21 protein-coding genes are annotated in these 22,156 nt (G+C 47.5%); all 21 read right to left on the reverse strand.

Annotated elements, in window-relative coordinates:
* Window positions 1–67 precede the first annotated feature (67 nt).
* The 21 genes from codY to smc all read right to left on the reverse strand — a co-directional run bounded on the left by codY (window position 68) and on the right by smc (window position 22,153).
* Complete coding sequence (gene codY / locus AC4EHB_RS04825; RefSeq protein WP_490974462.1) at window positions 68–847, reverse strand: GTP-sensing pleiotropic transcriptional regulator CodY; 780 nt, start codon at window positions 845–847, stop codon at window positions 68–70.
* 95 nt (window positions 848–942) lie between these two features.
* Window positions 943–2,337 carry an ATP-dependent protease ATPase subunit HslU gene (gene hslU, locus AC4EHB_RS04830; RefSeq protein WP_490974463.1) on the reverse strand — a complete coding sequence of 465 codons (1,395 nt, stop codon included), beginning with the start codon at window positions 2,335–2,337 and terminating at the stop codon, window positions 943–945.
* A complete protein-coding gene (gene hslV, locus AC4EHB_RS04835) occupies window positions 2,334–2,882 on the reverse strand; it encodes an ATP-dependent protease subunit HslV (RefSeq protein WP_135503828.1) in 549 nt (182 codons plus the stop codon). Before hslV ends, hslU begins: the two co-directional genes overlap by 4 nt.
* Before the next feature lie 16 nt (window positions 2,883–2,898).
* On the reverse strand, window positions 2,899–3,792 hold the full coding sequence (gene xerC, locus AC4EHB_RS04840; protein ID WP_490974464.1) for a tyrosine recombinase XerC: 894 nt from the start codon (window positions 3,790–3,792) through the stop codon (window positions 2,899–2,901).
* Between the two features lie 69 nt (window positions 3,793–3,861).
* Window positions 3,862–5,172, reverse strand: a complete 1,311-nt coding sequence (trmFO, locus tag AC4EHB_RS04845; protein WP_490974465.1) for an FADH(2)-oxidizing methylenetetrahydrofolate--tRNA-(uracil(54)-C(5))-methyltransferase TrmFO — start codon at window positions 5,170–5,172, stop codon at window positions 3,862–3,864.
* A 19-nt stretch (window positions 5,173–5,191) separates the two neighbouring features.
* Complete coding sequence (gene topA / locus AC4EHB_RS04850; protein ID WP_490980825.1) at window positions 5,192–7,261, reverse strand: type I DNA topoisomerase; 2,070 nt, start codon at window positions 7,259–7,261, stop codon at window positions 5,192–5,194.
* Between the two features lie 105 nt (window positions 7,262–7,366).
* On the reverse strand, window positions 7,367–8,260 hold the full coding sequence (dprA, locus tag AC4EHB_RS04855) for a DNA-processing protein DprA (RefSeq protein ID WP_490980826.1): 894 nt from the start codon (window positions 8,258–8,260) through the stop codon (window positions 7,367–7,369).
* A 65-nt stretch (window positions 8,261–8,325) separates the two neighbouring features.
* Window positions 8,326–9,228, reverse strand: coding sequence for a succinate--CoA ligase subunit alpha (sucD, locus tag AC4EHB_RS04860; protein WP_490974468.1), 903 nt, complete (start codon window positions 9,226–9,228; stop codon window positions 8,326–8,328).
* A gap of 17 nt (window positions 9,229–9,245) precedes the next feature.
* The gene (sucC, locus tag AC4EHB_RS04865; protein ID WP_490974469.1) at window positions 9,246–10,406 is read right to left on the reverse strand and encodes an ADP-forming succinate--CoA ligase subunit beta; all 1,161 of its coding nucleotides are present in this window, start codon (window positions 10,404–10,406) and stop codon (window positions 9,246–9,248) included.
* A gap of 129 nt (window positions 10,407–10,535) precedes the next feature.
* Window positions 10,536–11,315: a ribonuclease HII gene (gene rnhB / locus AC4EHB_RS04870; protein WP_490980827.1), complete on the reverse strand. Its 780-nt coding sequence runs from the start codon at window positions 11,313–11,315 to the stop codon at window positions 10,536–10,538.
* 91 nt (window positions 11,316–11,406) lie between these two features.
* On the reverse strand, window positions 11,407–12,273 hold the full coding sequence (ylqF, locus tag AC4EHB_RS04875; RefSeq protein ID WP_490980828.1) for a ribosome biogenesis GTPase YlqF: 867 nt from the start codon (window positions 12,271–12,273) through the stop codon (window positions 11,407–11,409).
* A gap of 11 nt (window positions 12,274–12,284) precedes the next feature.
* Entirely contained in the window at window positions 12,285–12,842 is a 558-nt protein-coding gene (gene lepB, locus AC4EHB_RS04880) for a signal peptidase I (protein ID WP_490974472.1), read from the reverse strand.
* 498 nt (window positions 12,843–13,340) lie between these two features.
* Window positions 13,341–13,685 (reverse strand): 50S ribosomal protein L19, encoded by a 345-nt coding sequence (gene rplS / locus AC4EHB_RS04885; RefSeq protein ID WP_135503810.1) that lies wholly within the window; start codon window positions 13,683–13,685, stop codon window positions 13,341–13,343.
* Window positions 13,686–13,809: 124 nt separating this feature from the next.
* Entirely contained in the window at window positions 13,810–14,547 is a 738-nt protein-coding gene (gene trmD, locus AC4EHB_RS04890) for a tRNA (guanosine(37)-N1)-methyltransferase TrmD (RefSeq protein ID WP_490980829.1), read from the reverse strand.
* On the reverse strand, window positions 14,544–15,062 hold the full coding sequence (gene rimM / locus AC4EHB_RS04895) for a ribosome maturation factor RimM (protein ID WP_490974474.1): 519 nt from the start codon (window positions 15,060–15,062) through the stop codon (window positions 14,544–14,546). Before rimM ends, trmD begins: the two co-directional genes overlap by 4 nt.
* 72 nt (window positions 15,063–15,134) lie before the next feature.
* Window positions 15,135–15,368 carry a KH domain-containing protein gene (locus AC4EHB_RS04900; protein ID WP_490974475.1) on the reverse strand — a complete coding sequence of 78 codons (234 nt, stop codon included), beginning with the start codon at window positions 15,366–15,368 and terminating at the stop codon, window positions 15,135–15,137.
* A 13-nt stretch (window positions 15,369–15,381) separates the two neighbouring features.
* On the reverse strand, window positions 15,382–15,654 hold the full coding sequence (gene rpsP / locus AC4EHB_RS04905) for a 30S ribosomal protein S16 (RefSeq protein WP_052651220.1): 273 nt from the start codon (window positions 15,652–15,654) through the stop codon (window positions 15,382–15,384).
* Between the two features lie 159 nt (window positions 15,655–15,813).
* On the reverse strand, window positions 15,814–17,169 hold the full coding sequence (ffh, locus tag AC4EHB_RS04910; protein WP_490974476.1) for a signal recognition particle protein: 1,356 nt from the start codon (window positions 17,167–17,169) through the stop codon (window positions 15,814–15,816).
* A 12-nt stretch (window positions 17,170–17,181) separates the two neighbouring features.
* Window positions 17,182–17,505 (reverse strand): putative DNA-binding protein, encoded by a 324-nt coding sequence (locus AC4EHB_RS04915; RefSeq protein ID WP_490981491.1) that lies wholly within the window; start codon window positions 17,503–17,505, stop codon window positions 17,182–17,184.
* A gap of 67 nt (window positions 17,506–17,572) precedes the next feature.
* A complete protein-coding gene (gene ftsY / locus AC4EHB_RS04920; RefSeq protein WP_490974477.1) occupies window positions 17,573–18,589 on the reverse strand; it encodes a signal recognition particle-docking protein FtsY in 1,017 nt (338 codons plus the stop codon).
* A 15-nt stretch (window positions 18,590–18,604) separates the two neighbouring features.
* Window positions 18,605–22,153: a chromosome segregation protein SMC gene (smc, locus tag AC4EHB_RS04925; RefSeq protein WP_490980830.1), complete on the reverse strand. Its 3,549-nt coding sequence runs from the start codon at window positions 22,151–22,153 to the stop codon at window positions 18,605–18,607.
* Window positions 22,154–22,156 lie beyond the last annotated feature (3 nt).

Raw genomic sequence — 22,156 nt, forward strand, 5'->3', positions numbered from 1 at the left:
TACGGCGATGAACTTCCGCAAAATAAAAAAGATGCCGGAACTAAGTCCGGCATCTTTGATCTTGCAATTAGTTCATTTTCAATTGTTCTAGCTCAGCTAGGAATTTCGTGTTCAATACTTTGATGTATGTCCCTTTCATTCCTAGGGAGCGTGATTCGATAACGCCTGCGCTTTCTAGTTTGCGAAGCGCGTTAACGATTACTGAACGCGTAATGCCTACGCGGTCAGCGATTTTTGAAGCGACCAAAAGGCCTTCATTGCCGTCAAGCTCTTCAAAAATGTGTTCGATCGCTTCAAGTTCGCTGTACGATAGAGAAGAAATCGCCATTTGAACAACAGCTTTGCTGCGCGCTTCTTCTTCGATGCGATCGCCTTTTTCGCGAAGGATTTCCATGCCGACAACCGTCGCGCCGTATTCGCCTAGGATCAAATCGTCGTCTTGGAACTCATCTTTCAAGCGTCCAAGAAGAAGTGTTCCTAAACGTTCGCCGCCGCCGATGATCGGTACGATCGTTGTCAACCCATCTTCGAACAATTCGCGCTCTTCCACTGGGAAGATCGTGTGCTCGCTGTTAACGTCAAGGTTTGCAGATGTTTCAGTGATGTTTGAAAGATTTTGAGTATACTCGAGCGGGAATTGGCGCTCTTCGAGCATCCCTTTCATGCGTTCGTTTTCGATTTGCTGGCTTACTGCGAAACCTAGCAATTTACCTTTACGGCTAACGACGAAAGCATTACACTCGATTACTTCGCTCAATGTTTCAGCCATATCTTTAAAGTTTACAGGCTTTCCTGCAGCTGCTTGCAACATCGAGTTAATTCTTCTAGTTTTTTCCAATAGATTCATATAAATGAGCCTCCTACAATTTTCGACAATTTTCGAACGTATTTATTAAATATTCTAAAGGTTTTTACACTTTAATGATACTTATATGCTTCAAATCACAAAATAAATTGTGACAAATCTTTGTTTTTCGCCACACTTTCCAGTTTTTCATTAACGTACTGCGGCGTTATGTCGATCTGGGCTGGCGAAATTTCACTTGCTTCAAAAGATAGGTCCTCCAACAACCGTTCCAGAATTGTGTGGAGTCTTCGCGCACCTATATTATCAGTTTCCTGATTCACTTGATAAGCGATTTCCGCAAGTCTGATTATTGACGCATCATTGAAGTGTATCACAACTCCCTCTGTTTCGAGAAGTGCTTTATACTGATTTATCAAAGAATGTTTAGGTTCTGTAAGAATTTTGACAAAATCATCGACTTCCAGCTTCTGCAGTTCGACGCGAATCGGGAAGCGCCCTTGCAGTTCCGGAATTAAATCTGATGGTTTTGACATATGAAAAGCTCCCGCGGCGACGAACAACATGTAATCGGTTTTAACAGAGCCGTATTTTGTCGACACGGTCGAACCTTCGACGATTGGCAGGATATCCCGCTGCACGCCCTCACGCGATACATCCACTGAAGAACTGTTCTTGCTCGCGATCTTATCCATTTCATCAATGAAAATAATGCCGTCCTGCTCCGAACGCTGGATTGCTTCTGCCGCGAGTTCTTCATCGTCGACCAGCTTCGCCGCTTCTTCAGCAGCCAGGATCCGCCGCGCTTCTTTGACTTGCACTTTCCGTTTTTTCGTCTTTTTCGGCATCAGCGATGACAAAGCATCCTGCATGTTTGCGCCCATCTGTTCCATTCCCGAACCTTGCAAAGCGTCAAACATCGTTGCCGTATTCTCCGTCACTTCAATCGTGATTGTTTCATCTTCCAGTTTGCCAGCCTTTAAGTCGGCGGCAATCTCTCTGCGCTTGACCCGTACTTCCACTTCCGCCACCGGATCTTCGTCTTCCTGATCCATTTTCTGGCCGAAAAGCATTTCCAGCGGATTTTGGCTATTGCTTTTTTTCTTCAGCGACGGCGCCAGCAATTTAACGATGCGGTCGTTCGCTGCTGCTTCAGCTTGGTCTTTCACAGCTTCAAAGCGCTCTTCTTTAACAATTCGTACAGCAGCTTCCACCAAGTCACGCACCATCGATTCGACATCACGCCCGACATAGCCGACTTCCGTAAATTTGGTGGCTTCCACTTTAACGAACGGTGCGCCTGTCAATTTAGCGATGCGCCGCGCAATTTCGGTCTTGCCGACGCCTGTCGGCCCAATCATCAAAATATTCTTCGGAATCACTTCATCGCGCAGCTCGTCGTCCAGCCGGCTTCTCCGGTACCGGTTACGCAAAGCAATCGCGATTGAGCGTTTTGCATCTTTCTGGCCAACGATATAACGGTCCAGATGTTCAGTTATTTGCCTCGGAGTCAAATCTTGCTGTTTTTTCATTTTGACAGCTCCTCCAATACAATTTGATGGTTCGTATACACGCAGATATCTGCTGCCGTTTCCAATGCCGACTGCGCGATCTCTGCTGCCGTCATATGGTCGCCTGCATATTTTTTCAACGCCCGGCCAGCTGCCAGTGCGTAATTGCCCCCGGATCCGATTGCCAGGATGCCGTCATCCGGTTCGATTACCTCACCAGTGCCTGACACTAGCAATAGTTCATCACGGTCCATGACGATCAGCATCGCTTCCAGCTGGCGCAGCATTTTATCGCCTCGCCATTGCTTCGCAAGTTCAACCGCCGAACGCTGCAGGTTGCCGTTGTATTCCGTCAGCTTTCCCTCAAACATCTCGAATAATGTGAAAGCGTCCGCGACAGACCCCGCGAAACCCGTCAGCACTTTGCCGTCGTATAGGCGCCGGACTTTGCGAGCCGTATGCTTCATGACCACCGCATTGCCGAAAGTCACCTGGCCGTCGCCCGACATGGCGCATTCGCCATTATGCTGAACCGCGAATATCGTTGTTGCATGGAATTGCTCCATTTCAAAGTCCTCCTCTTTAAGCTCTTGGATGGCTGTTCAAATACGTTTTCCTTAAATGCTCTTTCGTGACATGCGTATACACCTGGGTGGAGCTCAAATGGCTATGCCCCAGCAGCTCTTGCACAGTCCTCATATCCGCACCGTTATTCAATAAATGCGTCGCAAACGTATGGCGGATCATATGGGGATAAATCGTCGAATTGACAGAAGCCTTTTTCATGCACTCGCTGAGTATATGGCGGACGCCTCGGTCAGTCAGCGCGTCTCCTCTGCTATTGACGAATAATCCTTGATGGTCCCGATTCTTCATCAGTTTAGGACGAACTTCCTCGATATAAAGTTCCAGCGCATCATGGGCAAATTGGCCATAAGGGATGTAGCGCTCTTTCCGGCCTTTCCCCATGACCTTGACGATGTGCATCGTGCGGTCTAAATCTTTCATCTGGATCGACACACATTCACCGACGCGCATGCCGGTCGCATACAATAACTCGAGCAACGCCATATTGCGCAGCGATAAATTATCAGTGCCCTGCACCGCCTGGAATAAAACCTCAAGTTCCTCTTCATAAAAAAACTGAGGAAGCCGTTCTTCTTTTTTTGGGTGGTAAAGCGAGCGGAACGCCGCTTCGCTCAAACCGAATTCCCGGCTGCCGTATTTAAAGAATGAGCGGATCGATGAGATTTTACGGGATATCGTCGTCCGTGACAATTTCTCGTCGTATAATTTCGTTACGTAATTGCGGGCATGCAAATACTCGATCGTTGTCAGGTCAGATGCACCTTCCCCTTCCAAAAACAGAAAAAAATCCTCCAGATCTTTTTCATAATGGCGGACGGTATGTTCGGAATAATTTTTTTCAAGTTGAATGTAGGCCATAAAAGATTTCAGCATGTCTCGTTTATCCATCAATGAACCCACCTTTTTTGCAAATGCAAAAGCCTCTAAATTATAACAACATTTAGAGGCTTTTATCAATTAAACAGTTACTGTATTCACAAAATTGCGAATCGATTCCAATGCCCGCTCTGCGTGCCTTTCAGCGCGCTCTTGCTTCGATTTGATGCGGACGCCAAGATCCGGGAACAAACCGAAGTTGACGTTCATCGGCTGGAAGTTTTTGCTGTCCGCTTCTGTGATATAGCGTGCCATGCTTCCTAAAGCCGTTTCGGCTGGCAATACGACCAATTCTTCACCTAATGCCAGTTTTGCAGCATTGATGCCTGCAAGCAAGCCACTGCCTGCTGATTCGACATATCCTTCGACTCCTGTCATCTGCCCTGCAAAAAAGATGCTCGGGTTTGAACGAAGCTGGTAAGTCGGTTTTAAAACAGTAGGCGAGTTGATGAATGTATTTCTATGCATGACGCCGTAGCGCACGATTTCAACATTCTCCAAGCCCGGGATCATTCTCAAGATCTCTTTTTGTGCTCCCCATTTCAAATGCGTCTGGAAGCCGACGATATTATAAAGTGTGCCAGCCGCGTCGTCTTGGCGGAGCTGGACGACTGCATACGGGCGTTCGCCTGTTTTCGGGTCTTCCAGTCCGACCGGTTTCATCGGGCCGAATGTCAAGGTCTTATCGCCGCGTGCCGCCATAACTTCAACCGGCATGCACCCTTCAAAATAAATCTCTTTTTCAAATTCTTTCAATGGGACAACTTCCGCCTCAACTAGCGCAGTATGGAATCGCATGTATTCTTCTTCAGTCATCGGACAGTTCAAATAGGCTGCTTCCCCTTTGTCGTAACGGGATTTCAGATAAACTTTGTTCATGTCGATGCTGTCTTTTTCAACAATCGGCGCAGCTGCATCATAAAAATACAAGTATTCCTGTCCCGTCAACTCAAGGATTTTTTCAGCCATTGCCGGTGACGTCAATGGCCCTGTGGCAATAATCGTAATGCCTTCCGGGATTTCGGTCACTTCTTCATTGATCACTTCAACGAGCGGGTGATTCCGCACTTTATCCGTCACCATGCCGGCAAATTCATGGCGGTCAACCGCCAATGCCCCGCCAGCAGGAACAGATGCTTTGTCTGCGGACTCGATAATAACCGAGTCCAATGTGCGCATTTCTTCTTTGATAACGCCGACAGCGTTCGTCAAATTATTGGCGCGCAGCGAATTGCTGCATACCAATTCTGCAAATTTATCCGTGTGGTGGGCAGGCGTCTGCTTTACAGGGCGCATTTCGTAAAGGCGTACGTTGACGCCGCGTTTCGCCACTTGCCAAGCTGCTTCACTGCCAGCTAAGCCAGCACCGATGATATTAACGTATTTTGTCATTTCTAAACACCTCTATCAATTATTGAACTTCTTCTTTGTAATCGCATTTCGTACATGTGATTTGAACGCCTTTTTTCACTTTCTTCTCCACTAGCAGCTCGCTGCATTTCGGACAAGGCCGTTCAATCGGTTTATCCCATGACACAAATTCACATTCCGGGTAGCGGTCGCAGCCATAGAATATGCGGCGTTTTTTGCTCTTCCGTTCAACGACTTCACCTTTTTTACAAGTCGGGCATGTTACGCCGATATGCTTAACGATTGCTTTTGTATTGCGGCAATCCGGGAAATTGCTGCATGCCATGAATTTGCCGTAGCGCCCAAGTTTATAGACCATCGGCGATCCGCAAAGTTCGCAGTCTTCGCCAGCGGGTTCATCTTTGATCTGCACTTTCTCCATTTCATTTTCAGCCACTTCAACGTGTTTTTCAAAATCCTTGAAGAACACATCAATGATTTTCCGCCAATCGATTTCGCCTTCTTCAACACTGTCCAGATCGTGTTCCATTTTAGCGGTAAACTCGATATTTAAAATATCCGGGAAAAATTCGAGCACAAGTGCATGAACAATTTCACCAAGTTCAGTCGGAATAAAGCGTTTCGCATCAAGCGCTACGTAACCGCGCTTTTGAATCGTATCAAGCGTCGGTGCATAAGTTGATGGTCTGCCTATTCCCAGCTCTTCAAGCGTCCGTACGAGGCGGGCTTCAGTAAAGCGTGGGGGCGGCTGCGTGAAATGCTGCTTCGGCTCAATGCCGACAGCTTTTACAATATCACCTTCCGCCATTTCAGGCAAAATATTGTCTTTGTCTTCCGTCTGGTCATCAGTTCCTTCAATATAAAGCTTCATGAATCCAGGGAACTTCACTTGCGAACCGTTTGCGCGGAATACCGCCTCGCCGTTCTGCAGTTCCGCCATGACCGTATCCAGGACTGCCGGAGACATCTGGCTGGCTACAAAACGGTCCCAAATCAATTTATACAAACGGTGCAAATCTCGCGACAAAATGCTTTTCATCGATTCCGGTGTGCGCATGACGCTTGTCGGGCGTACCGCTTCGTGGGCATCCTGCGACTTCGCCGACTGCTTGGCCGCTGTCGTTTTCGTTGCGTAATCGTTTCCATAATTACTGTTGATGAAATCGAGTGCGTCTTTTTTAGCTGTATCCGAAATACGGGTTGAGTCTGTCCGCATATAAGTGATCAAACCCGTAATGCCTTCTTTGCCTACTGCAATACCTTCATATAACTGCTGGGCAAGCATCATCGTCTTTTTCGCACGGAAATTTAATTTGCGGGCAGCCTCCTGCTGGAGGGATGAAGTTGTAAAAGAAGGGGAAGGATTTCTCTTTCTTTCCTTTTTAACAACGCGGTTCACATTAAAATTGTCGCCTTTGATGGTAGCCATTACAGCTTTGACGTCCTCTTCGTTCTGCAATTTCAACTTCTCTTTCGTATTGCCGTAGAATTGGGCTTCGAATTTCTTTTTAGCTTTTTCGAATTCACCTGTAATCGACCAATATTCTTCCGGTTCGAAATTCTTGATTTCGTTTTCACGGTCGATGACCAAGCGAAGCGCGACAGATTGCACACGGCCAGCCGATAAGCCTTTTTTGACTTTCTTCCAAAGCAGCGGGCTGATGCTATAGCCGACCAAACGGTCAAGTATACGCCGTGCCTGCTGTGCGTCCACTAAATCCATATCGATTTTTCGTGGATGCTTGAATGATTCTTTGATGGCGTCTTTCGTAATTTCGTTGAATACGACTCGGCAATCCGAGTCTTGGTCAACACCTAGCGCAGTCGCCAGATGCCAAGCGATCGCTTCACCTTCGCGATCCGGGTCAGCTGCCAGAAAGACTTTTTTCGCTTTTTTCGCTTCTTTTTTCAGGTCTTGCAAAATAGGTCCTTTTCCCCGAATCGTAATATAGCGGGGTTCGTAATTATTTTCAACATCCACACCCATTTGGCTTCGGGGCAAATCACGCAGATGGCCGAGCGATGCCCGGACTTTGTACTTTTTACCTAAATAACGTTCAATTGTTTTCGCCTTTGCAGGCGACTCGACTATGACCAAAAAATCCGACATGACTATTCCTCCTCATAGAGGTTTCTTAAAATTATCTAAAAGAATTACCTGTTGCAAAATGTATAACAGATTTTACCGGATTGCAAGGCTTTTCATTTTGCGGAATTATTTTTCAGCCGTTAGCTGCCGGTATTCATCCAGAATCTGATAGCCGTTCCACACCGGTTTTGCGCCTTCTGAGATGAGTTTATGCGGTCCCTCTGACAAACACGAAAAGATATCGCCCGGCACCGCGAAAACGTCTTTGCCGTGGTCAAGGGCGTGCTCAATCGTACTCAGCGTACCGCTTTTCAGTTGTGCTTCCGTAACCAGAACGCCGCAGGACAAGCCGCTGATAATCCGGTTGCGCATCGGGAAATTCCAGCGTTTCGGCTGCATATAAGGCGGATATTCAGTAAGCGACAAAAATTTTTCTTCTATTATATTATTCAGTGCAGCATTTTCTTTTGGATACGGATGTAAAAATCCGCTGCCTGTGACCGCAATTGTCTCGCCGCCGGAATTTATCGCGATTTTGTGGGCCATCGCATCTGCCCCTTTCGCCAAGCCGCTGACAATTAAAAATTCATGCTGGGTTAAAACAGGCAGTATTGTGTCCATTGCTTTGCGGGAATAGGCTGAAGCCTTACGTGAGCCGATCACGGCTATCTTTTGCGGCGCGAGCAGCAGTTCCGTTCGGCCTTTAGCATAAAGGATGGCTGGGGGATCGATCAATTCCAGCAATGATTTGGGGTAATGCGGATGAAGAAAAGATATGGGGGTTATCTTGTGTTTTCCGTAGAGATTTCTAAAAGGGATATCGAGCGCTTCTGTATAGGCTTTTTTCAAATCATGTGCTTGCTGTACCGTCAAATTCAACAGAAAAGCGATCTCCACTAAGCTTTTTCGGCTCAGCTTCCCAAGATCTTCATCGTCCGCCATCAGTTTTGACAGCCGGTTCAACGGTTTTGGGTACACATAATGCAGGGCGTACAATCTTTGCAAAAACAATCCGTCCATTCCATTCCTCCTCAAATTTCAGTAAAAAAAGAAGGCGCATCAGCTTGATGCGCCTTACTCTTATATTAATGTGTTTTACAGCGGTCATACAAGCCATTTTCTTTAATGACTCGGATTAAAGTTTCGCCGATTACTGATGGAGTTTCTGCAACTTGGATTCCAGCAGCGTTCATTGCTTTGATCTTATCAGCAGCAGTCCCTTTTCCTCCAGAAATGATGGCACCAGCATGGCCCATGCGTTTTCCTTCAGGAGCCGTTTGTCCGCCGATAAAGCCGACAACCGGTTTTGTCATGTTTTCTTTAACCCACGCAGCAGCTTCTTCTTCAGCTGTTCCGCCGATTTCACCGATCATGACAACCGCGTAAGTATCTTCGTCTTCATTGAATTCTTTCAAGACATCGATAAAGTTTGTTCCGTTGACCGGATCTCCACCAATTCCGACAGCAGTCGATTGACCGATGCCTTCTTGAGACAATTGGTGCGTCGCTTCATACGTCAAAGTACCTGAGCGTGAAACAACGCCAACATGTCCTTTTTTATGGATATATCCAGGCATGATACCGATTTTGCATTCGTCTGGAGTGATAACTCCAGGACAGTTCGGTCCTACTAGGCGAGTTTTCTTGCCTTCCATATAGCGTTTCACTTTTACCATATCCAAGACTGGAATGTGTTCAGTGATACAGATTGCCATATCTAGTTCAGATTCAACCGCTTCAAGAATTGCATCAGCAGCAAAAGGAGCCGGTACATAAATTACAGAAACGTTTGCTCCAGTCGCTTTGACAGCATCTTCAACTGTGTTGAATACAGGTACGCCTTCAACTTCAGTGCCGCCTTTGCCAGGAGTTACCCCAGCAACGATTTTAGTGCCGTATTCCAGCATTTGCTTTGTATGGAAAAGGGCAGTTGACCCTGTAATTCCTTGTACAAGCACTTTCGTGTCTTTATTAATATAAACGCTCATTTTTGTCCCTGCCCTTCTTAGCCTACAAGTTCTACGATCTTTTTAGCGCCTTCTGCCATAGTGCCGGCAGCGACGATGTCAAGACCTGATTCGTTCAGCAGTTTTTTGCCAAGTTCAACGTTTGTTCCTTCAAGACGAACGACTAGAGGTACGCTCAAGCTGACTTCTTTTGCTGCTTGAATAACGCCTTCAGCAATGATGTCACACTTCATGATTCCGCCGAAAATGTTAACGAAGATTCCTTTTACATTCTTATCAGAAAGAATGATCTTGAATGCTTCAGTTACTTTCTCAGCAGTCGCACCGCCCCCAACGTCAAGGAAGTTAGCGGGTGTTCCGCCGTAATAGTTGATCGTGTCCATAGTTGCCATAGCAAGTCCGGCGCCGTTAACCATACAGCCGATGTTCCCGTCTAAAGAAATGTAGCTCAAGTCATACTTGGAAGCTTCGATTTCTTTTGGATCTTCTTCATCGTAGTCGCGCATTTCCATGATGTCTTGGTGGCGGTAAAGAGCATTTGCATCGAAGTTGAATTTTGCATCCAATGCTACTACTTGTCCGTCTCCTGTAACAACCAAAGGATTGATCTCAACGATTGCTGCATCTTTATCGATGTAAGCCTGGTAAAGGCCGAGCATCAATTTAGCTGCTTTGTTGACAAGCTTGGTAGGGATGTTCATGTTGTACGCCATGCGGCGTGCCTGGAAGCCAGTCAAGCCGACAACCGGGTCGATTTCTTCGTAGAAGAGGCGCTCCGGATTGTTTGCTGCTACTTCCTCGATGTCCATTCCGCCTTCTTCAGAACCCATAAGAGTTACACGTGAAGTTTCGCGGTCTAGAACCAAACCAAGATAGTATTCTTTTTCGATGCTGCTTCCTGCTTCGATATACAGGCGTTTAATTTCTTTGCCTTCAGGACCAGTCTGATGTGTAACGAGCACTTTTCCAAGAAGCTCTTTCGCATAAGCGCGCACTTCATCCAAGTTCTTAGCAAGCTTAACGCCGCCTGCTTTCCCGCGGCCACCTGCGTGGATCTGGGCTTTCACCACAACAACTTCAGTACCAAGTTCTTTGGCAGCTTTGACAGCTTCTTCCGGAGAAAAAGCAACATAGCCTTCAGGAACTGCTACTCCATATTGTTTTAGGATCTGTTTTCCCTGATATTCATGGATATTCATCTTTCGTCCTCCAATCAAACATCTGTATCGTAATTTTATTGCCTTTACCATTGTATTAAAGTTGCCATTAAATGTCCACAGTTGACAGCAATACTCCAAAAAACTTGAAGTTTTCAATCATTTCCGGTGTTATTCAGCGTTTTTCGCTGCAACCATCGATTTCACCGGCTCGAACGTTTTTCGGTGGATGGAGCACGGTCCGACACGGTCCAGTGCGAGAAGATGGTCTTTTGTGCCGTAGCCTGAATGTTTTTCAAAGCCGTAAGCCGGAAACAGTTCCGCGTAATCGTCCATGATGGCATCGCGCGCCGTTTTTGCCAGAATCGAGGCAGCGGCGATGCTCAGGCTTTTTGCGTCTCCTTTAATGATTGATTCGCAGCGAATGCCTATTTCCAGCAACATCGCGTCTGCCAATATGATGTCAGGTGCCGGATCAAGGTTCAAAGCGGCTTGAGCCATCGATTGTTTTGTCGCTTGATAGATATTAAGTTCATCAATCTTCTCAGGCGGCTGGATATGTATGGCGTAGCTCACAGCCCGCTCTTTAATAAGCTGCGCCAGCTGCCTTCGCTTTGCTGCCGGAATTTTCTTCGAGTCGTCCAAACCGATCAGCGCGCTGCAGTCGTTTGGCAATATGACCGCCGCCGTTACGACTGGGCCTGCGAGCGGTCCCCGCCCCGCTTCGTCAATCCCGCAGACCCGTTCGCCAGGATTCGTTTTGAACGATTGGTCAAATGACATTTTCCCATTGTGTTCAAACCACAATTTGTCCTGGTGCCCTTTTTTTCGCTGCCAGCTCTTCAGCGCCGCCTGGACCGATTTCCGGCCGTCTTCCTTCAATTCGTCCATCCATGGCTGCCAGTCGCTTTCCGCTGCCAGCCGCTTTTTGATTGCTGCACTTGTCTGCATATGCCTCTCCCTTTCTCTGGTTGTTTCATAAACCAAAACTGCCGGCAATGAAAAAGGACTGACCCCAGTTTCACGGAATCAGCCCTTAGTGTCATTCTTCTTTGACAATCATTTCGTCACGGTAATCGAATGTGACCCGCCCTAAGTATTGATTGCGGATATCACGGACAATCGCCTCTGCGGTCATTTCATAATCCACTTCACCGCCTGGTGAAACGAAACTGCGTCTTTTGCCAATTGCGTCAAAGGTATTGACGATTTCTTCATCCACGCCATCAATGCCGTAACGCTCTTTCAGCCGCTCGGGATAACGCTGTTCAAGAAATTTCAATGCGTAAATCGCCAGCTCCTGCATTTGGATGACCGAGTCTTTAATCGCGCCTGTCACCGCCAGCTTAAAGCCGATTTCCTGATCTTCGAACTTCGGCCACAAAATACCTGGCGTATCCAATAGTTCGATTTCCTTGCCGACTTTTATCCATTGCTGGGCTTTGGTCACTCCCGGCATGTTGCCAGTTTTAGCCAGGCTTTTCTTCGACAGCCGGTTGATCAACGTGGATTTTCCGACGTTTGGAATCCCGACAATCATTGCGCGGATGGCACGCGGCTTAATTCCTTTGGCGATCATGCGGCTCCACTTGTCCTCGAGAATTTCCTTCGAAGCTTTCGTGACTGCCTGCAGCCCTCTGCCCTCCAGGGAATTGATTGCGACTGCACGTGTCCCCTGCCCTTCGAAATAGCGGATCCATTTCTTTGTTTCTGTTTCATCGGCCATGTCCATTTTGTTCAAAATGATCAGCCTAGGTTTATGCTGGATCACTTGATCGATCATCGGATTGCGCGAAGATAAAGGAAGCCGGGCATCCACAAGTTCAAAAATGATGTCGACCAGCTTTAGTTTTTCTGTTACTTCTCTTCTAGCTTTGGCCATATGCCCTGGAAACCACTGTATCGTCATAAAAACACTCCTTAGTTAACGAGCCCTGCTTCTTCCATCGGCCAAAATACGAAACTCGTATTGCCGATGACGTCATCCATTGGCACTATACCGATATGCCGGCTGTCTTTGCTTGCTCTCCGGTTGTCTCCCATAACGAAGACATGACCTTCCGGTATCGTACTCTCATTGATTTTTTCTTCTAACGTAAAATCCTCTGTCAATGTGCCGGTGATGCCTTCTTTGTAAATATCCAAATAAGGCTCTTCCACCGCTTGTCCATTAATAAACAGCTGATCATTTTCATAAGCGATGTGATCTCCTGGCAAGCCAATGATCCGCTTAATGTAATCTTTTTCTTCAGGCGCATGAAAAACGATGATATCGAATCGATCAGGCTCTCCTACCGAATAGCCGATCTTGTTGACAATCATACGGTCGCCATGCTCCAAAGTCGGCATCATCGATTCGCCGTCCACTACAATCGGAGTAAAAAAGAAAACACGAATAATTGCCGCAAGCCCGAACGCAATCAACAGCGCTTTTGACCATTCCCAAACCTCATTCTTCTGTTTAACTTCACGTTCCATGCGCGTTCCTCCCCAGACATTCTACTGTAATTGTACAAGCATTTTAGGCTTTTAGCAAAGAAAAGCGAAGGCGGCCTCTTAGGTTCGATAGGCGTAAGAAGGCCTGGCGAAGCGGCATGTATTCAGCCGCACAGCCAGGTCGGCTTACGACCCGAGAACCTGGCCGCCTGAGCTAGACAATAAGAAAAGCGAAGGCGCCTGCACAGCCCCGACAGGCAAGTTATGGCCAAATAAAATTTGTGTCATAACTTTGCGACGAAGCACAAAGTGCTGCAGAAGCAGCAGGTTTTTGAAGGCCTGGCGAAGCGGCATGTATTCAGCCGCACAGCCGGATCGGCTTACGACCTGAGAACCTGGCCGCCTGAGCCAGACAATAAGAAAGGCGGATGCGCCTGCACAGCCCTAACAAGTGATGCGGGCTAAGTGTATAGCGGACCTCACTCAATTTTTACGCAAAAAAGAAAGAGGGCGCATTCGCCCTCTTTCACTAGTGGAATCTTATCGAATTTCTTTGATGCGTGCTGCTTTACCGCGAAGGTTACGCAAGTAGTACAGTTTCGCACGACGAACTTTACCACGGCGGGTAACTTCAAGCTGTGCAATTTTTGGCGTGTGTACAGGGAATGTACGCTCAACACCAACACCATAAGAGATTTTGCGGACTGTGAATGATTCACTGATTCCGCCTCCACGGCGACCGATTACAACTCCTTCGTATAACTGGATCCGTTCGCGAGTTCCCTCAACGACCTTCACGTGTACACGGACAGTATCTCCTGGACGGAAGTCCGGGTGGTCTGTACGAAGTTGATCTTTAGTAATGTCTGCAATAATGTTTTGCATGTTTTTTCTCTCCTTCTACAGATGCTCTTGCACACAATTGCTGCTGCAGCGGAACACCGTGATCCTGTACTTTACATAAAAGTACAGACTCCATGGTATCACTAAACAAACGGTTATGCAAGGTCTATTCTTGTTTGTTGCTGGTGTTTTTCAGTGAATCGAGAATCTTCTGCTGCTGCTTTGAAAGCTGGATGTGATTCAGCAGATCCGGCCGGCGTTCAAGTGTGCGTTTCAGCGCCTGCTCTTCTCGCCATTGATCGACTTTCCCATGGTTTCCAGAAGTTAACACGGCAGGAACCTGCCAGCCTCTGAAATCTGCCGGACGGGTATACTGTGGATGTTCGAGCATTCCAGTTGAGAATGAGTCTTTGATAGAAGAGTCGGCGTTTCCAAGGACCCCTGGAAGCAGCCTGACGACACTGTCGATGACAGTCATTGCAGCAAGTTCGCCGCCAGTGAGGACAAAGTCGCCAATTGAAATCTCGTCTGTCACCAGATGTTCCCGAATCCGCTCGTCGTATCCTTCATAATGGCCGCAAATAAAGATCAAATCTTCTTCCTGCGCGAGCTCTTCCGCTTTTTTCTGCGTAAAGCGTTCGCCTTGCGGGCACATTAAGATCACGCGCGGCTTTTTATCCGTGATAAGCGACTCGACAGCAGTGAACATCGGTTCCGGTTTCAGAACCATCCCTGCTCCGCCGCCAAAAGGATAATCATCGACTTGCCGTTTATTGTCGGCGAATTCCCGGAGGTCCACGACGTTCAGCTTGACCGCATTTTTGGCTTGGGCCTTTTTCATGATCGATTGGTTGAAAACCCCTTCAAACATTGGCGGAAAGAGCGAAATGACGTTTATGTTCATGTGTTCAACAAGCCTTCCAGCACTTCGATGACGATTTTCTTTTCATCTATGTCTATTTCTTTGACAACATCTTCGATATAAGGGATATAGTGTTTTTTGCCAGCTTCCGGCGTCACTTCCCATACATCATTTGCTCCTGTCTCCAAGATCTCGGTAACTTTCCCAAGAAGGCCGCCTTCTGTCGAATACACTTCACAGCCAAGAATTTCATGATGGTAAAAAGCGTTTTCTTCAAGATCCGTCAAGTCGTGTTCTGCAATGCGCAGATAGCTGTCTTTGAATTCCGCAACATCATTGATGTGCGGATAGCCTTCAAACGTCAGCAATTCGAAATTCTTGTGCTGGCGATGGCTCGCGATTGTCACCATGATCGGTTTCTTATCGTTTTTCTTGAACAAGCCCAGTTTCATGCCAACGGCAAACCGCTCTTCCGGAAAATCCGTGCGGGACAAAACACGGACTTCTCCAAGGATGCCGTGTGTGTTGACTATTTTTCCTACATTAAACCATTCCACGCAATAAAACATCCTTTCAGTTTCTGTTTTGGCTGACAAAAAAGGGAGGAACCTAGGCTCCTCCCTTTTTTGCTAATCCACAATATCGACGTAAGTTTTCTTCTTATGGTGATTCCCAGCTGCTGAATACACGATGGAGCGGATCGCTTTCGCGACACGTCCTTGTTTACCGATGACTTTCCCTGTATCTTCTGGATGCACTGAAAGTTTATAGACAATTCGGCTCGGATTTTCGTCGGTTTCGACGCGAACTTCGTCCGGATGATCGACTAGCGGTTTCACAATGGTTTCAATCAGCTGCTTCATAAGAAAAACTCCCTTACTTGCTTAATTTTTCGTTATGGAATTTCTCCATAATGCCGTTTTGAGAAAACAAGTTGCGAACTGTGTCAGATGGTTTAGCACCATCATGAAGCCATTTCAACGCTAATTCTTCGTCAATTTTAACTTCAGCTGGAACTGTTAGCGGGTTGTAAGTACCCACTGTTTGGATTTGACGGCCGTCACGTGGAGCACGTGAGTCAGCTACTACAATACGGTAAAAAGGAGATTTCTTAGCTCCCATACGTTTCAAGCGAATTTTTACTGCCATTTCTTAAAGCACCTCCGAATAGTTTCACACAAGATATTATATTATCAAGCTTTAAATAGTTTGTAAAGTATTTTTTCTTAACACCTTGAAATTTCTTTGCTGCAACAGTGTTGCGCCGCATTTTTCAAGGGATTTCACGCGAAACAAATCAATCTCAGATCATTTGAAAAGCGAATCCAGGCCTGGCATAGACCCTTTCTTTTTGCCCTTTTGGCTCATGCCCGACATCTGTTTCATCATTTTTTTCATGTCTTCAAATTGCTTCAATAGACGGTTGACGTCCTGGATCGTCGTTCCCGAACCTTTGGCAATGCGTTTTTTGCGGTTCGAGTTCATGATGTCAGGCGTTGTCTTCTCCTGCGTCGTCATCGATTGGATAATCGCTTCAACGCGGGCCATCTGGCCTTCATCAACTTTGGCATTTTCCAGCCCTTTGATTTTATTGGCGCCTGGCAGCATCTTGAGGATCTCATCCAACGGCCCCATCTGTTTGACCTGCGACAGCTGGTCTAGGAAATCATCGAATGTGAACGAAGAAGTCCGGAATTTCTCTTCCAGTTCTTTCGCTTTTTCTTCATCGACGTTTGACTGCGCTTTTTCAATCAACGACAGCATATCGCCCATGCCAAGGATCCGTGAAGCCATGCGTTCCGGGTAAAACGGTTCCAATGCATCCATCTTCTCGCCCATACCGACGAATTTAATCGGTTTCTGGGTAACAGAACGGATGGAAAGAGCCGCACCACCGCGTGTATCGCCGTCAAGCTTTGTCAACACGACTCCGGTGATGCCGATAGCGTCATCGAAGTTCTGTGCTACGTTGACGGCGTCCTGGCCGGTCATCGCGTCGACGACAAGGAAAATTTCTTCCGGCTCTTTAAGGGCGCGGATATCCTTTAATTCCTGCATCAGCGCTTCGTCGACATGAAGGCGTCCGGCCGTATCGATGATGACCGTGTCCATATGTTCCTGTTTAGCGAACTCGATCGCCTGCCGTGCAATTTCCACAGGGGAAATATCCGTGCCTTTTGAGAAGACCGGCAGCGACAATTGCTTGCCGATTGTTTCGAGCTGCTGGATAGCGGCCGGACGGTAGACGTCGGCAGCTACCAATAGCGGCTTGCGATTATTTTTTTTGCGCAGCAAGCTGGCAAGTTTGCCGGAAGTGGTCGTTTTACCAGCCCCCTGCAATCCCACCATCATGATGACGGTTGGCTGCTTCGCCGAAAACTCGATTTTGCTTTGGTCGCCGCCCATCAATTCCGTCAACTCGTCTTTGACGATTTTCACGACTTGCTGGCCCGGAGTCAAGCTTTCCATGACGTCCACGCCGATTGCGCGTTCACTGACTTTTTTCACGAATTCTTTTACGACTTTCAAGTTGACATCCGCTTCGATCAAAGCGAATCGGACTTCTCGCATCATTTCTTTGACGTCCGCTTCCGACACTTTACCTTTGCCTTTGATCTTTTGGATGGTGCCTTGCAGGCGTTCAGCTAATCCTTCAAATGCCATTGCTATCGCCTCCTAATCCCATTCTTTTAACTGGTCAAGGAATACCCGGACCCGTTCTTCTGTAAAGGTTTCTTTTTCAAATGCTGAAACCAGCTGCTGCCGTTTTTGGAATTTCTCGAATAGCTGCAGCTTGGCTTCATATTCTTCAAGCATCGCTTCAGTGCGGCGGATATTGTCATACACCGCTTGGCGGGTGATATGATACGCTTCTGCGATTTCCCCCAAGGAATGGTCGTCCAAATAATAGAGCTCCATATAGCTGCGCTGTTTAGGAGTCAGCAATTCCTGATAAAAATCAAACAGGTAATTCATGCGCGTTGTTTTTTCTAAACCCATCATTGCAGTTCACCCCATCCACTCTCTTTTTTACGATACTGAAAACAGAGTAAGGTGTCAAGTAATTTTACTTGTCTCCTTCTAAGAGTTCCATCGCTTCTTCTTTGTCCAAACCTTCCGCAAATAAGCCATAGACATATTTTTGCGGGTCGAACGGCTGCAGGTCGTCCATTTGCTCGCCAAGACCGACAAATTTCACCGGGATTTTCAGCTTGCTGCGGATAGCCAAAACGATTCCGCCTTTTGCGGTGCCGTCAAGCTTCGTCAGGACGATGCCTGTCACGTTTGTCACTTCTTTGAACATCTGCGCTTGAATCAATGCGTTCTGGCCAGTCGTTGCATCCAGCGCTAGCAGGACTTCATGCGGTGCGCCAGGGATTTCGCGTGCGATGACCCGGTTCACTTTTTCCAGCTCTTTCATCAAATTCACTTTGTTCTGCAAACGTCCGGCAGTATCGCAAATCAGTACATCCACCCCGCGCGATTTTGCTGCACGGACGGCATCGTACATGACCGCTGCCGGGTCAGACCCTTCACTCTGTTTGATGACGTCGACTCCGACGCGCTTGCCCCAGATGTCCAATTGTTCAATTGCTCCGGCGCGGAATGTGTCACCCGCTGCCAAAAGGACGGATTTCCCTTCATTTTTCAGCCGGTGCGCCAATTTGGCGATGCTTGTCGTCTTGCCGACGCCATTGACTCCGACAAATAAAATCACAGTCAGATCATCGGCGAATTTCAATTCGTTGGTTTCCTCGTCGCCAGCTTGATAGATTTCCACCAATTTTTCCGAAATGACGGATTGGACCGTCGACGTGTCTTTGACATTTTGGCGCTGCACTTCAGAGCGCAGTTCATCCATCAATTCCATGACAGTTTCAAATCCAACATCTGCTTGAAGGAGGATTTCTTCCAATTCCTCAAAGAAATCCTCATCGACTTTGCGGTATTTCGCTACGAGGTCATTGATTTTCGACGTAAAGCCCGTGCGCGTTTTCGTTAAGCCTTCTTTGTATTTTTCTGTCGACTCTTCCGCTTCCGCATTTCCTGCAAATTTATCTTTCAGCTTTTTAAAGAAACTCACATGACCACTCCTCTATTAATTTTGTTCCTGCAATTTGACGGACACCAGTTTCGAAATGCCTGATTCCTGCATCGTGATGCCATATAGCACATCTGCGCCTTCCATCGTCCCTTTGCGGTGCGTAATGACGATGAATTGGGTATTTTTACTGAATTTCTTCAAGTACTGACTGTAACGCACGACATTCGATTCATCAAGCGCCGCTTCTACCTCATCAAGTACGCAGAACGGCACCGGGCGAATGTTCAAAATCGAAAACAGCAGCGCAATAGCGGTAAGCGCCCGTTCACCGCCTGACAACAGGCTTAAGGTCTGCTGCTTTTTCCCTGGCGGCTGCGCGATAATTTCCACGCCGGTCATAAGCATATCCTCGGGATTGGTCAGCACCAAATCCGCTGAGCCTCCGCCGAACAATTCGCGGAAGACCCGCTGGAAATGCCCGCGGATTGCATGGAATGTTTCATCGAAACGGCTGGTCATTTCTTCATCCATTTCACGGATGACGGTGCGCAGCGTCTCTTTTGCTTCGTTCAGGTCGTTGCGCTGTTCAGTCAGGAAGTTGTGGCGTTCGGAGACATGCTCGAATTCTTCAATCGCCCCGATATTAACCGGCCCCAGTTCTTCAATCGACTGTTTCAGCAATTTCACTTTCTTGCGGACTGCTGCTTCGTCGTCGGCCAGTTTGAATTCACGCGCTTTTTCAATGGTCATGTGGTAATTATTCTCCAACTGGGAAAGGAAACCTTGCATTTGAACATCGATGCGCGTCGACTTGACTTCGCAAATGCGGATCGCTTCGACAAAGCCTTTGTAAATGCGCTGAAGCTCTTTCAATTGCTCTTCGAGCGCGGTCAGTTCCCTTTGCTTAGCTGTTCGGCCTGCTTTCAGCTCGACAAGCGCCTGTTGCACCATCTCTTTCGTATTGGTCCAGACTGTAATTTCCCGTAAGATATCGTCAGCGGAATAAACTTTCGATGCTTCTTCCGACTGAATCCAATCGAGCTCTTTTTGCAGCTGCTGAATTTTCAAGTCGCTTTTCTCTTTCCGCTCCAAAAGCTCCGCTTCACTGCCAATTAGCTGAGCGACACGCTCTTTCATGACAGCAAGCGAAGATTTCTGGTCCGCTAATTTGGAAATGACCGAATCGCGGGCTGTATCATTTTGCTGCTTGAACTGCGTCAGTTCGTCGATTTGTTTGGAAATCGATTGCAGCTCCAGGCTGATTTCGCCTAGCCGGTCTGCAGCTGCTTCTTTTTTATCGGCTATCGCGGACAAGTCGTGTGTTTTATTGCTGCGCTCGGCTTGGAACAGTCCGTAGCGGTCTTTCGTCGTCTTTAAGACAGCTTCGATTTCACGCAGAATAATCGCGCGCTCTGCTTCCATATCCCGGTATTTCTCACCTTCGGAACGCAGATTGTTTAATGCCTGTTCTGCTTCGGTGACTTCTTGCTGTTCTTTTTTCACTGTTGTTTCAGCTTGGGCGATAGTGCTCGTCAATTCCTTCAGCTGTACGACCAATTGCTCTAACTCAGCTTTCCGTGTAAAGAACGAGGCTTGAGTCTTATTGGCGCCGCCGGTCATCGAACCGCCTGCATTAACGACATCTCCGTCTAATGTAACAGTGCGGTAACGGTTCATCATTAATTTGGCGATGGCCGAAGCACCTTTCAAATCTTTCGCAATGATAACATTGCCAAGCAAGTTTTCTACAATCATTCCGTAATTCTGGTCATAGCCGACCAATTCATACGCCATTTTCACAAATGACGGATGCTGCTCGACAGCCGCTATGCTATGGGAAGGGATTTTCCGTGATTTCATGACAGTCATCGGCAGGAACGTAGAGCGCCCTGCGCGTTTATTGCGCAAAAATTCGATGCCTTCACGGGCATTTTGTTCATTTTCAGTGACAATATGCTGGCTTGCTGCCCCCAGCGCAGTTTCAATCGCTTTCGCGTATTGCTGATCAACTTGGACAATTTCAGCGACTGCTCCTACGATACCGGTGAGCTGGCCTTTGTCACGCGCCACCAGTACTTCACGGACGCCTTGGAAAAAGCCGGAGAAATCTGCTTCCAGCTCTTGCAACGTCTCCACGCGGGAACTAAGTTGCTTTTGCGACTGGTAAGCCTGGAATAACATCGCTTGCTTTTTATCAAACGCCCCTTTTTTGCTGATATAGGCCGTTTCCGCTGCTTTGTACTGCGCGCGTTTTTCTTCCAGCAGTTTCCGTATGCCTTCGAGTTTTTTCCCGGCAGCCGTTTTTTCTTCATCAAGGCGTGCCAATTCAGTCGAAAAATCCGCCTGTTGCACGGCGATGCGGCTGCTGGATTCCGATACTTGCTGTTCCTGCAAATCGATATTCTTCAATTCGTTTCGGACGCTTGCCTGTTCGTTCATCAAATCGATATAAGTGGATTTATGGGTTTCGATGTCGTTGTCGATATCAGCAGGCGACCGGTTGAGCTGGTCCTCCAGCACTTTCACGGATTGGCGAATCGCCAGCTGTTCGGCTTTGCGCTCCTGCAGCATGGCCAATTGTTCACTATGCTTTTTGTGGAGAGCTGCGTTTTCCTGTTTTTCCCCATTCAGGCTCGCTGTCAGCTGTTGGGCCTGGCGGTCTGCGTTATTCTTCTTCTCTGACATCAAAAGCTTGCGGCCTTCCCACTTCTCGCTTTCACTGCTTGCCTCTACCAACTGCTGCTGGGAGCCGTCAATTTCATCGTCCAGCTTTTTCAATGCCGAGCGGATCGTTTTAACCCCTTGTTCTTTTTCTTCGATGTCAGCTGCCAACTCGCGCTCTTTGCGCAAATGGGAAGCTGCATCTTCTTCCAGCGCCGCCAATTGCTGTTCGAGCTGCGTTATGTCGAAAGCCAATAGCGCAATATCCGCGCCTTTCAATTGTTCATTCATATCCAAATAATCGCGGGCAGTTGATGCCTGGATTTGCAGCGGCTCCATACGGCCGTCGAGTTCATGCAGGATATCCAATACGCGATTCAGGTTTTCGTCAGTTTCGCTGAGTTTGAATTCAGCTTTCTTCTTGCGTTGCTTATACTTCAAAACGCCCGCAGCTTCTTCAAAAATCGAGCGCCGCTCTTCTGCTTTGCTATTGAGAATTTCGTCAACCCGACCTTGGGAAATGATGGAAAAAGCTTCTTTTCCGAGTCCGGAATCCATGAACAAATCCGTAATGTCTTTGAGGCGGCAATTTTGCTTATTCAGCAAATATGCACTTTCACCGCTGCGAAAAACCCTTCTCGTCACGCTGATTTCGCTGTAATCGAGAGGGGCCCTGCCGTCTGTATTGTCCAATACCAACGTTACTTCCGCAAAATTCAGCGGCTTTCTGGATTCACTGCCGGCAAAAATGACATCTTCCATTTTTGCACCGCGCAATGATTTGGCAGACTGCTCGCCAAGCACCCAGCGGATTGCATCGGTGACGTTGCTCTTGCCGCTTCCATTAGGGCCGACAACTGCTGTCACGCCGGGGACGAAATCGATGCCGATGCGATCGGCGAACGATTTGAACCCCATGACTTCTAATCGTTTCAAAAACATGTT

The organism is Planococcus sp. TJ-302 (genome assembly GCF_058268455.1).

What these genes read in the sequence shown, in the direction of transcription:
- ffh (WP_490974476.1), bottom strand. Translation starts at nt 17,169, where the DNA reads ATGGCATTTGAAGGATTAGCTGAACGCCTGCAAGGCACCATCCAAAAG.
- hslV (WP_135503828.1), bottom strand. Translation starts at nt 2,882, where the DNA reads ATGGAGCAATTCCATGCAACAACGATATTCGCGGTTCAGCATAATGGC.
- trmFO (WP_490974465.1), bottom strand. Translation starts at nt 5,172, where the DNA reads ATGACAAAATACGTTAATATCATCGGTGCTGGCTTAGCTGGCAGTGAA.
- topA (WP_490980825.1), bottom strand. Translation starts at nt 7,261, where the DNA reads ATGTCGGATTTTTTGGTCATAGTCGAGTCGCCTGCAAAGGCGAAAACA.
- trmD (WP_490980829.1), bottom strand. Translation starts at nt 14,547, where the DNA reads ATGAACATAAACGTCATTTCGCTCTTTCCGCCAATGTTTGAAGGGGTT.
- codY (WP_490974462.1), bottom strand. Translation starts at nt 847, where the DNA reads ATGAATCTATTGGAAAAAACTAGAAGAATTAACTCGATGTTGCAAGCA.
- rpsP (WP_052651220.1), bottom strand. Translation starts at nt 15,654, where the DNA reads ATGGCAGTAAAAATTCGCTTGAAACGTATGGGAGCTAAGAAATCTCCT.
- smc (WP_490980830.1), bottom strand. Translation starts at nt 22,153, where the DNA reads ATGTTTTTGAAACGATTAGAAGTCATGGGGTTCAAATCGTTCGCCGAT.
- AC4EHB_RS04915 (WP_490981491.1), bottom strand. Translation starts at nt 17,505, where the DNA reads ATGGGTTTAGAAAAAACAACGCGCATGAATTACCTGTTTGATTTTTAT.
- sucC (WP_490974469.1), bottom strand. Translation starts at nt 10,406, where the DNA reads ATGAATATCCATGAATATCAGGGAAAACAGATCCTAAAACAATATGGA.
- rplS (WP_135503810.1), bottom strand. Translation starts at nt 13,685, where the DNA reads ATGCAAAACATTATTGCAGACATTACTAAAGATCAACTTCGTACAGAC.
- hslU (WP_490974463.1), bottom strand. Translation starts at nt 2,337, where the DNA reads ATGAAAAAACAGCAAGATTTGACTCCGAGGCAAATAACTGAACATCTG.
- ylqF (WP_490980828.1), bottom strand. Translation starts at nt 12,273, where the DNA reads ATGACGATACAGTGGTTTCCAGGGCATATGGCCAAAGCTAGAAGAGAA.
- dprA (WP_490980826.1), bottom strand. Translation starts at nt 8,260, where the DNA reads ATGGACGGATTGTTTTTGCAAAGATTGTACGCCCTGCATTATGTGTAC.
- sucD (WP_490974468.1), bottom strand. Translation starts at nt 9,228, where the DNA reads ATGAGCGTTTATATTAATAAAGACACGAAAGTGCTTGTACAAGGAATT.
- xerC (WP_490974464.1), bottom strand. Translation starts at nt 3,792, where the DNA reads ATGGATAAACGAGACATGCTGAAATCTTTTATGGCCTACATTCAACTT.
- lepB (WP_490974472.1), bottom strand. Translation starts at nt 12,842, where the DNA reads ATGGAACGTGAAGTTAAACAGAAGAATGAGGTTTGGGAATGGTCAAAA.
- rnhB (WP_490980827.1), bottom strand. Translation starts at nt 11,315, where the DNA reads ATGCAGACAAGTGCAGCAATCAAAAAGCGGCTGGCAGCGGAAAGCGAC.
- AC4EHB_RS04900 (WP_490974475.1), bottom strand. Translation starts at nt 15,368, where the DNA reads ATGAAGCAGCTGATTGAAACCATTGTGAAACCGCTAGTCGATCATCCG.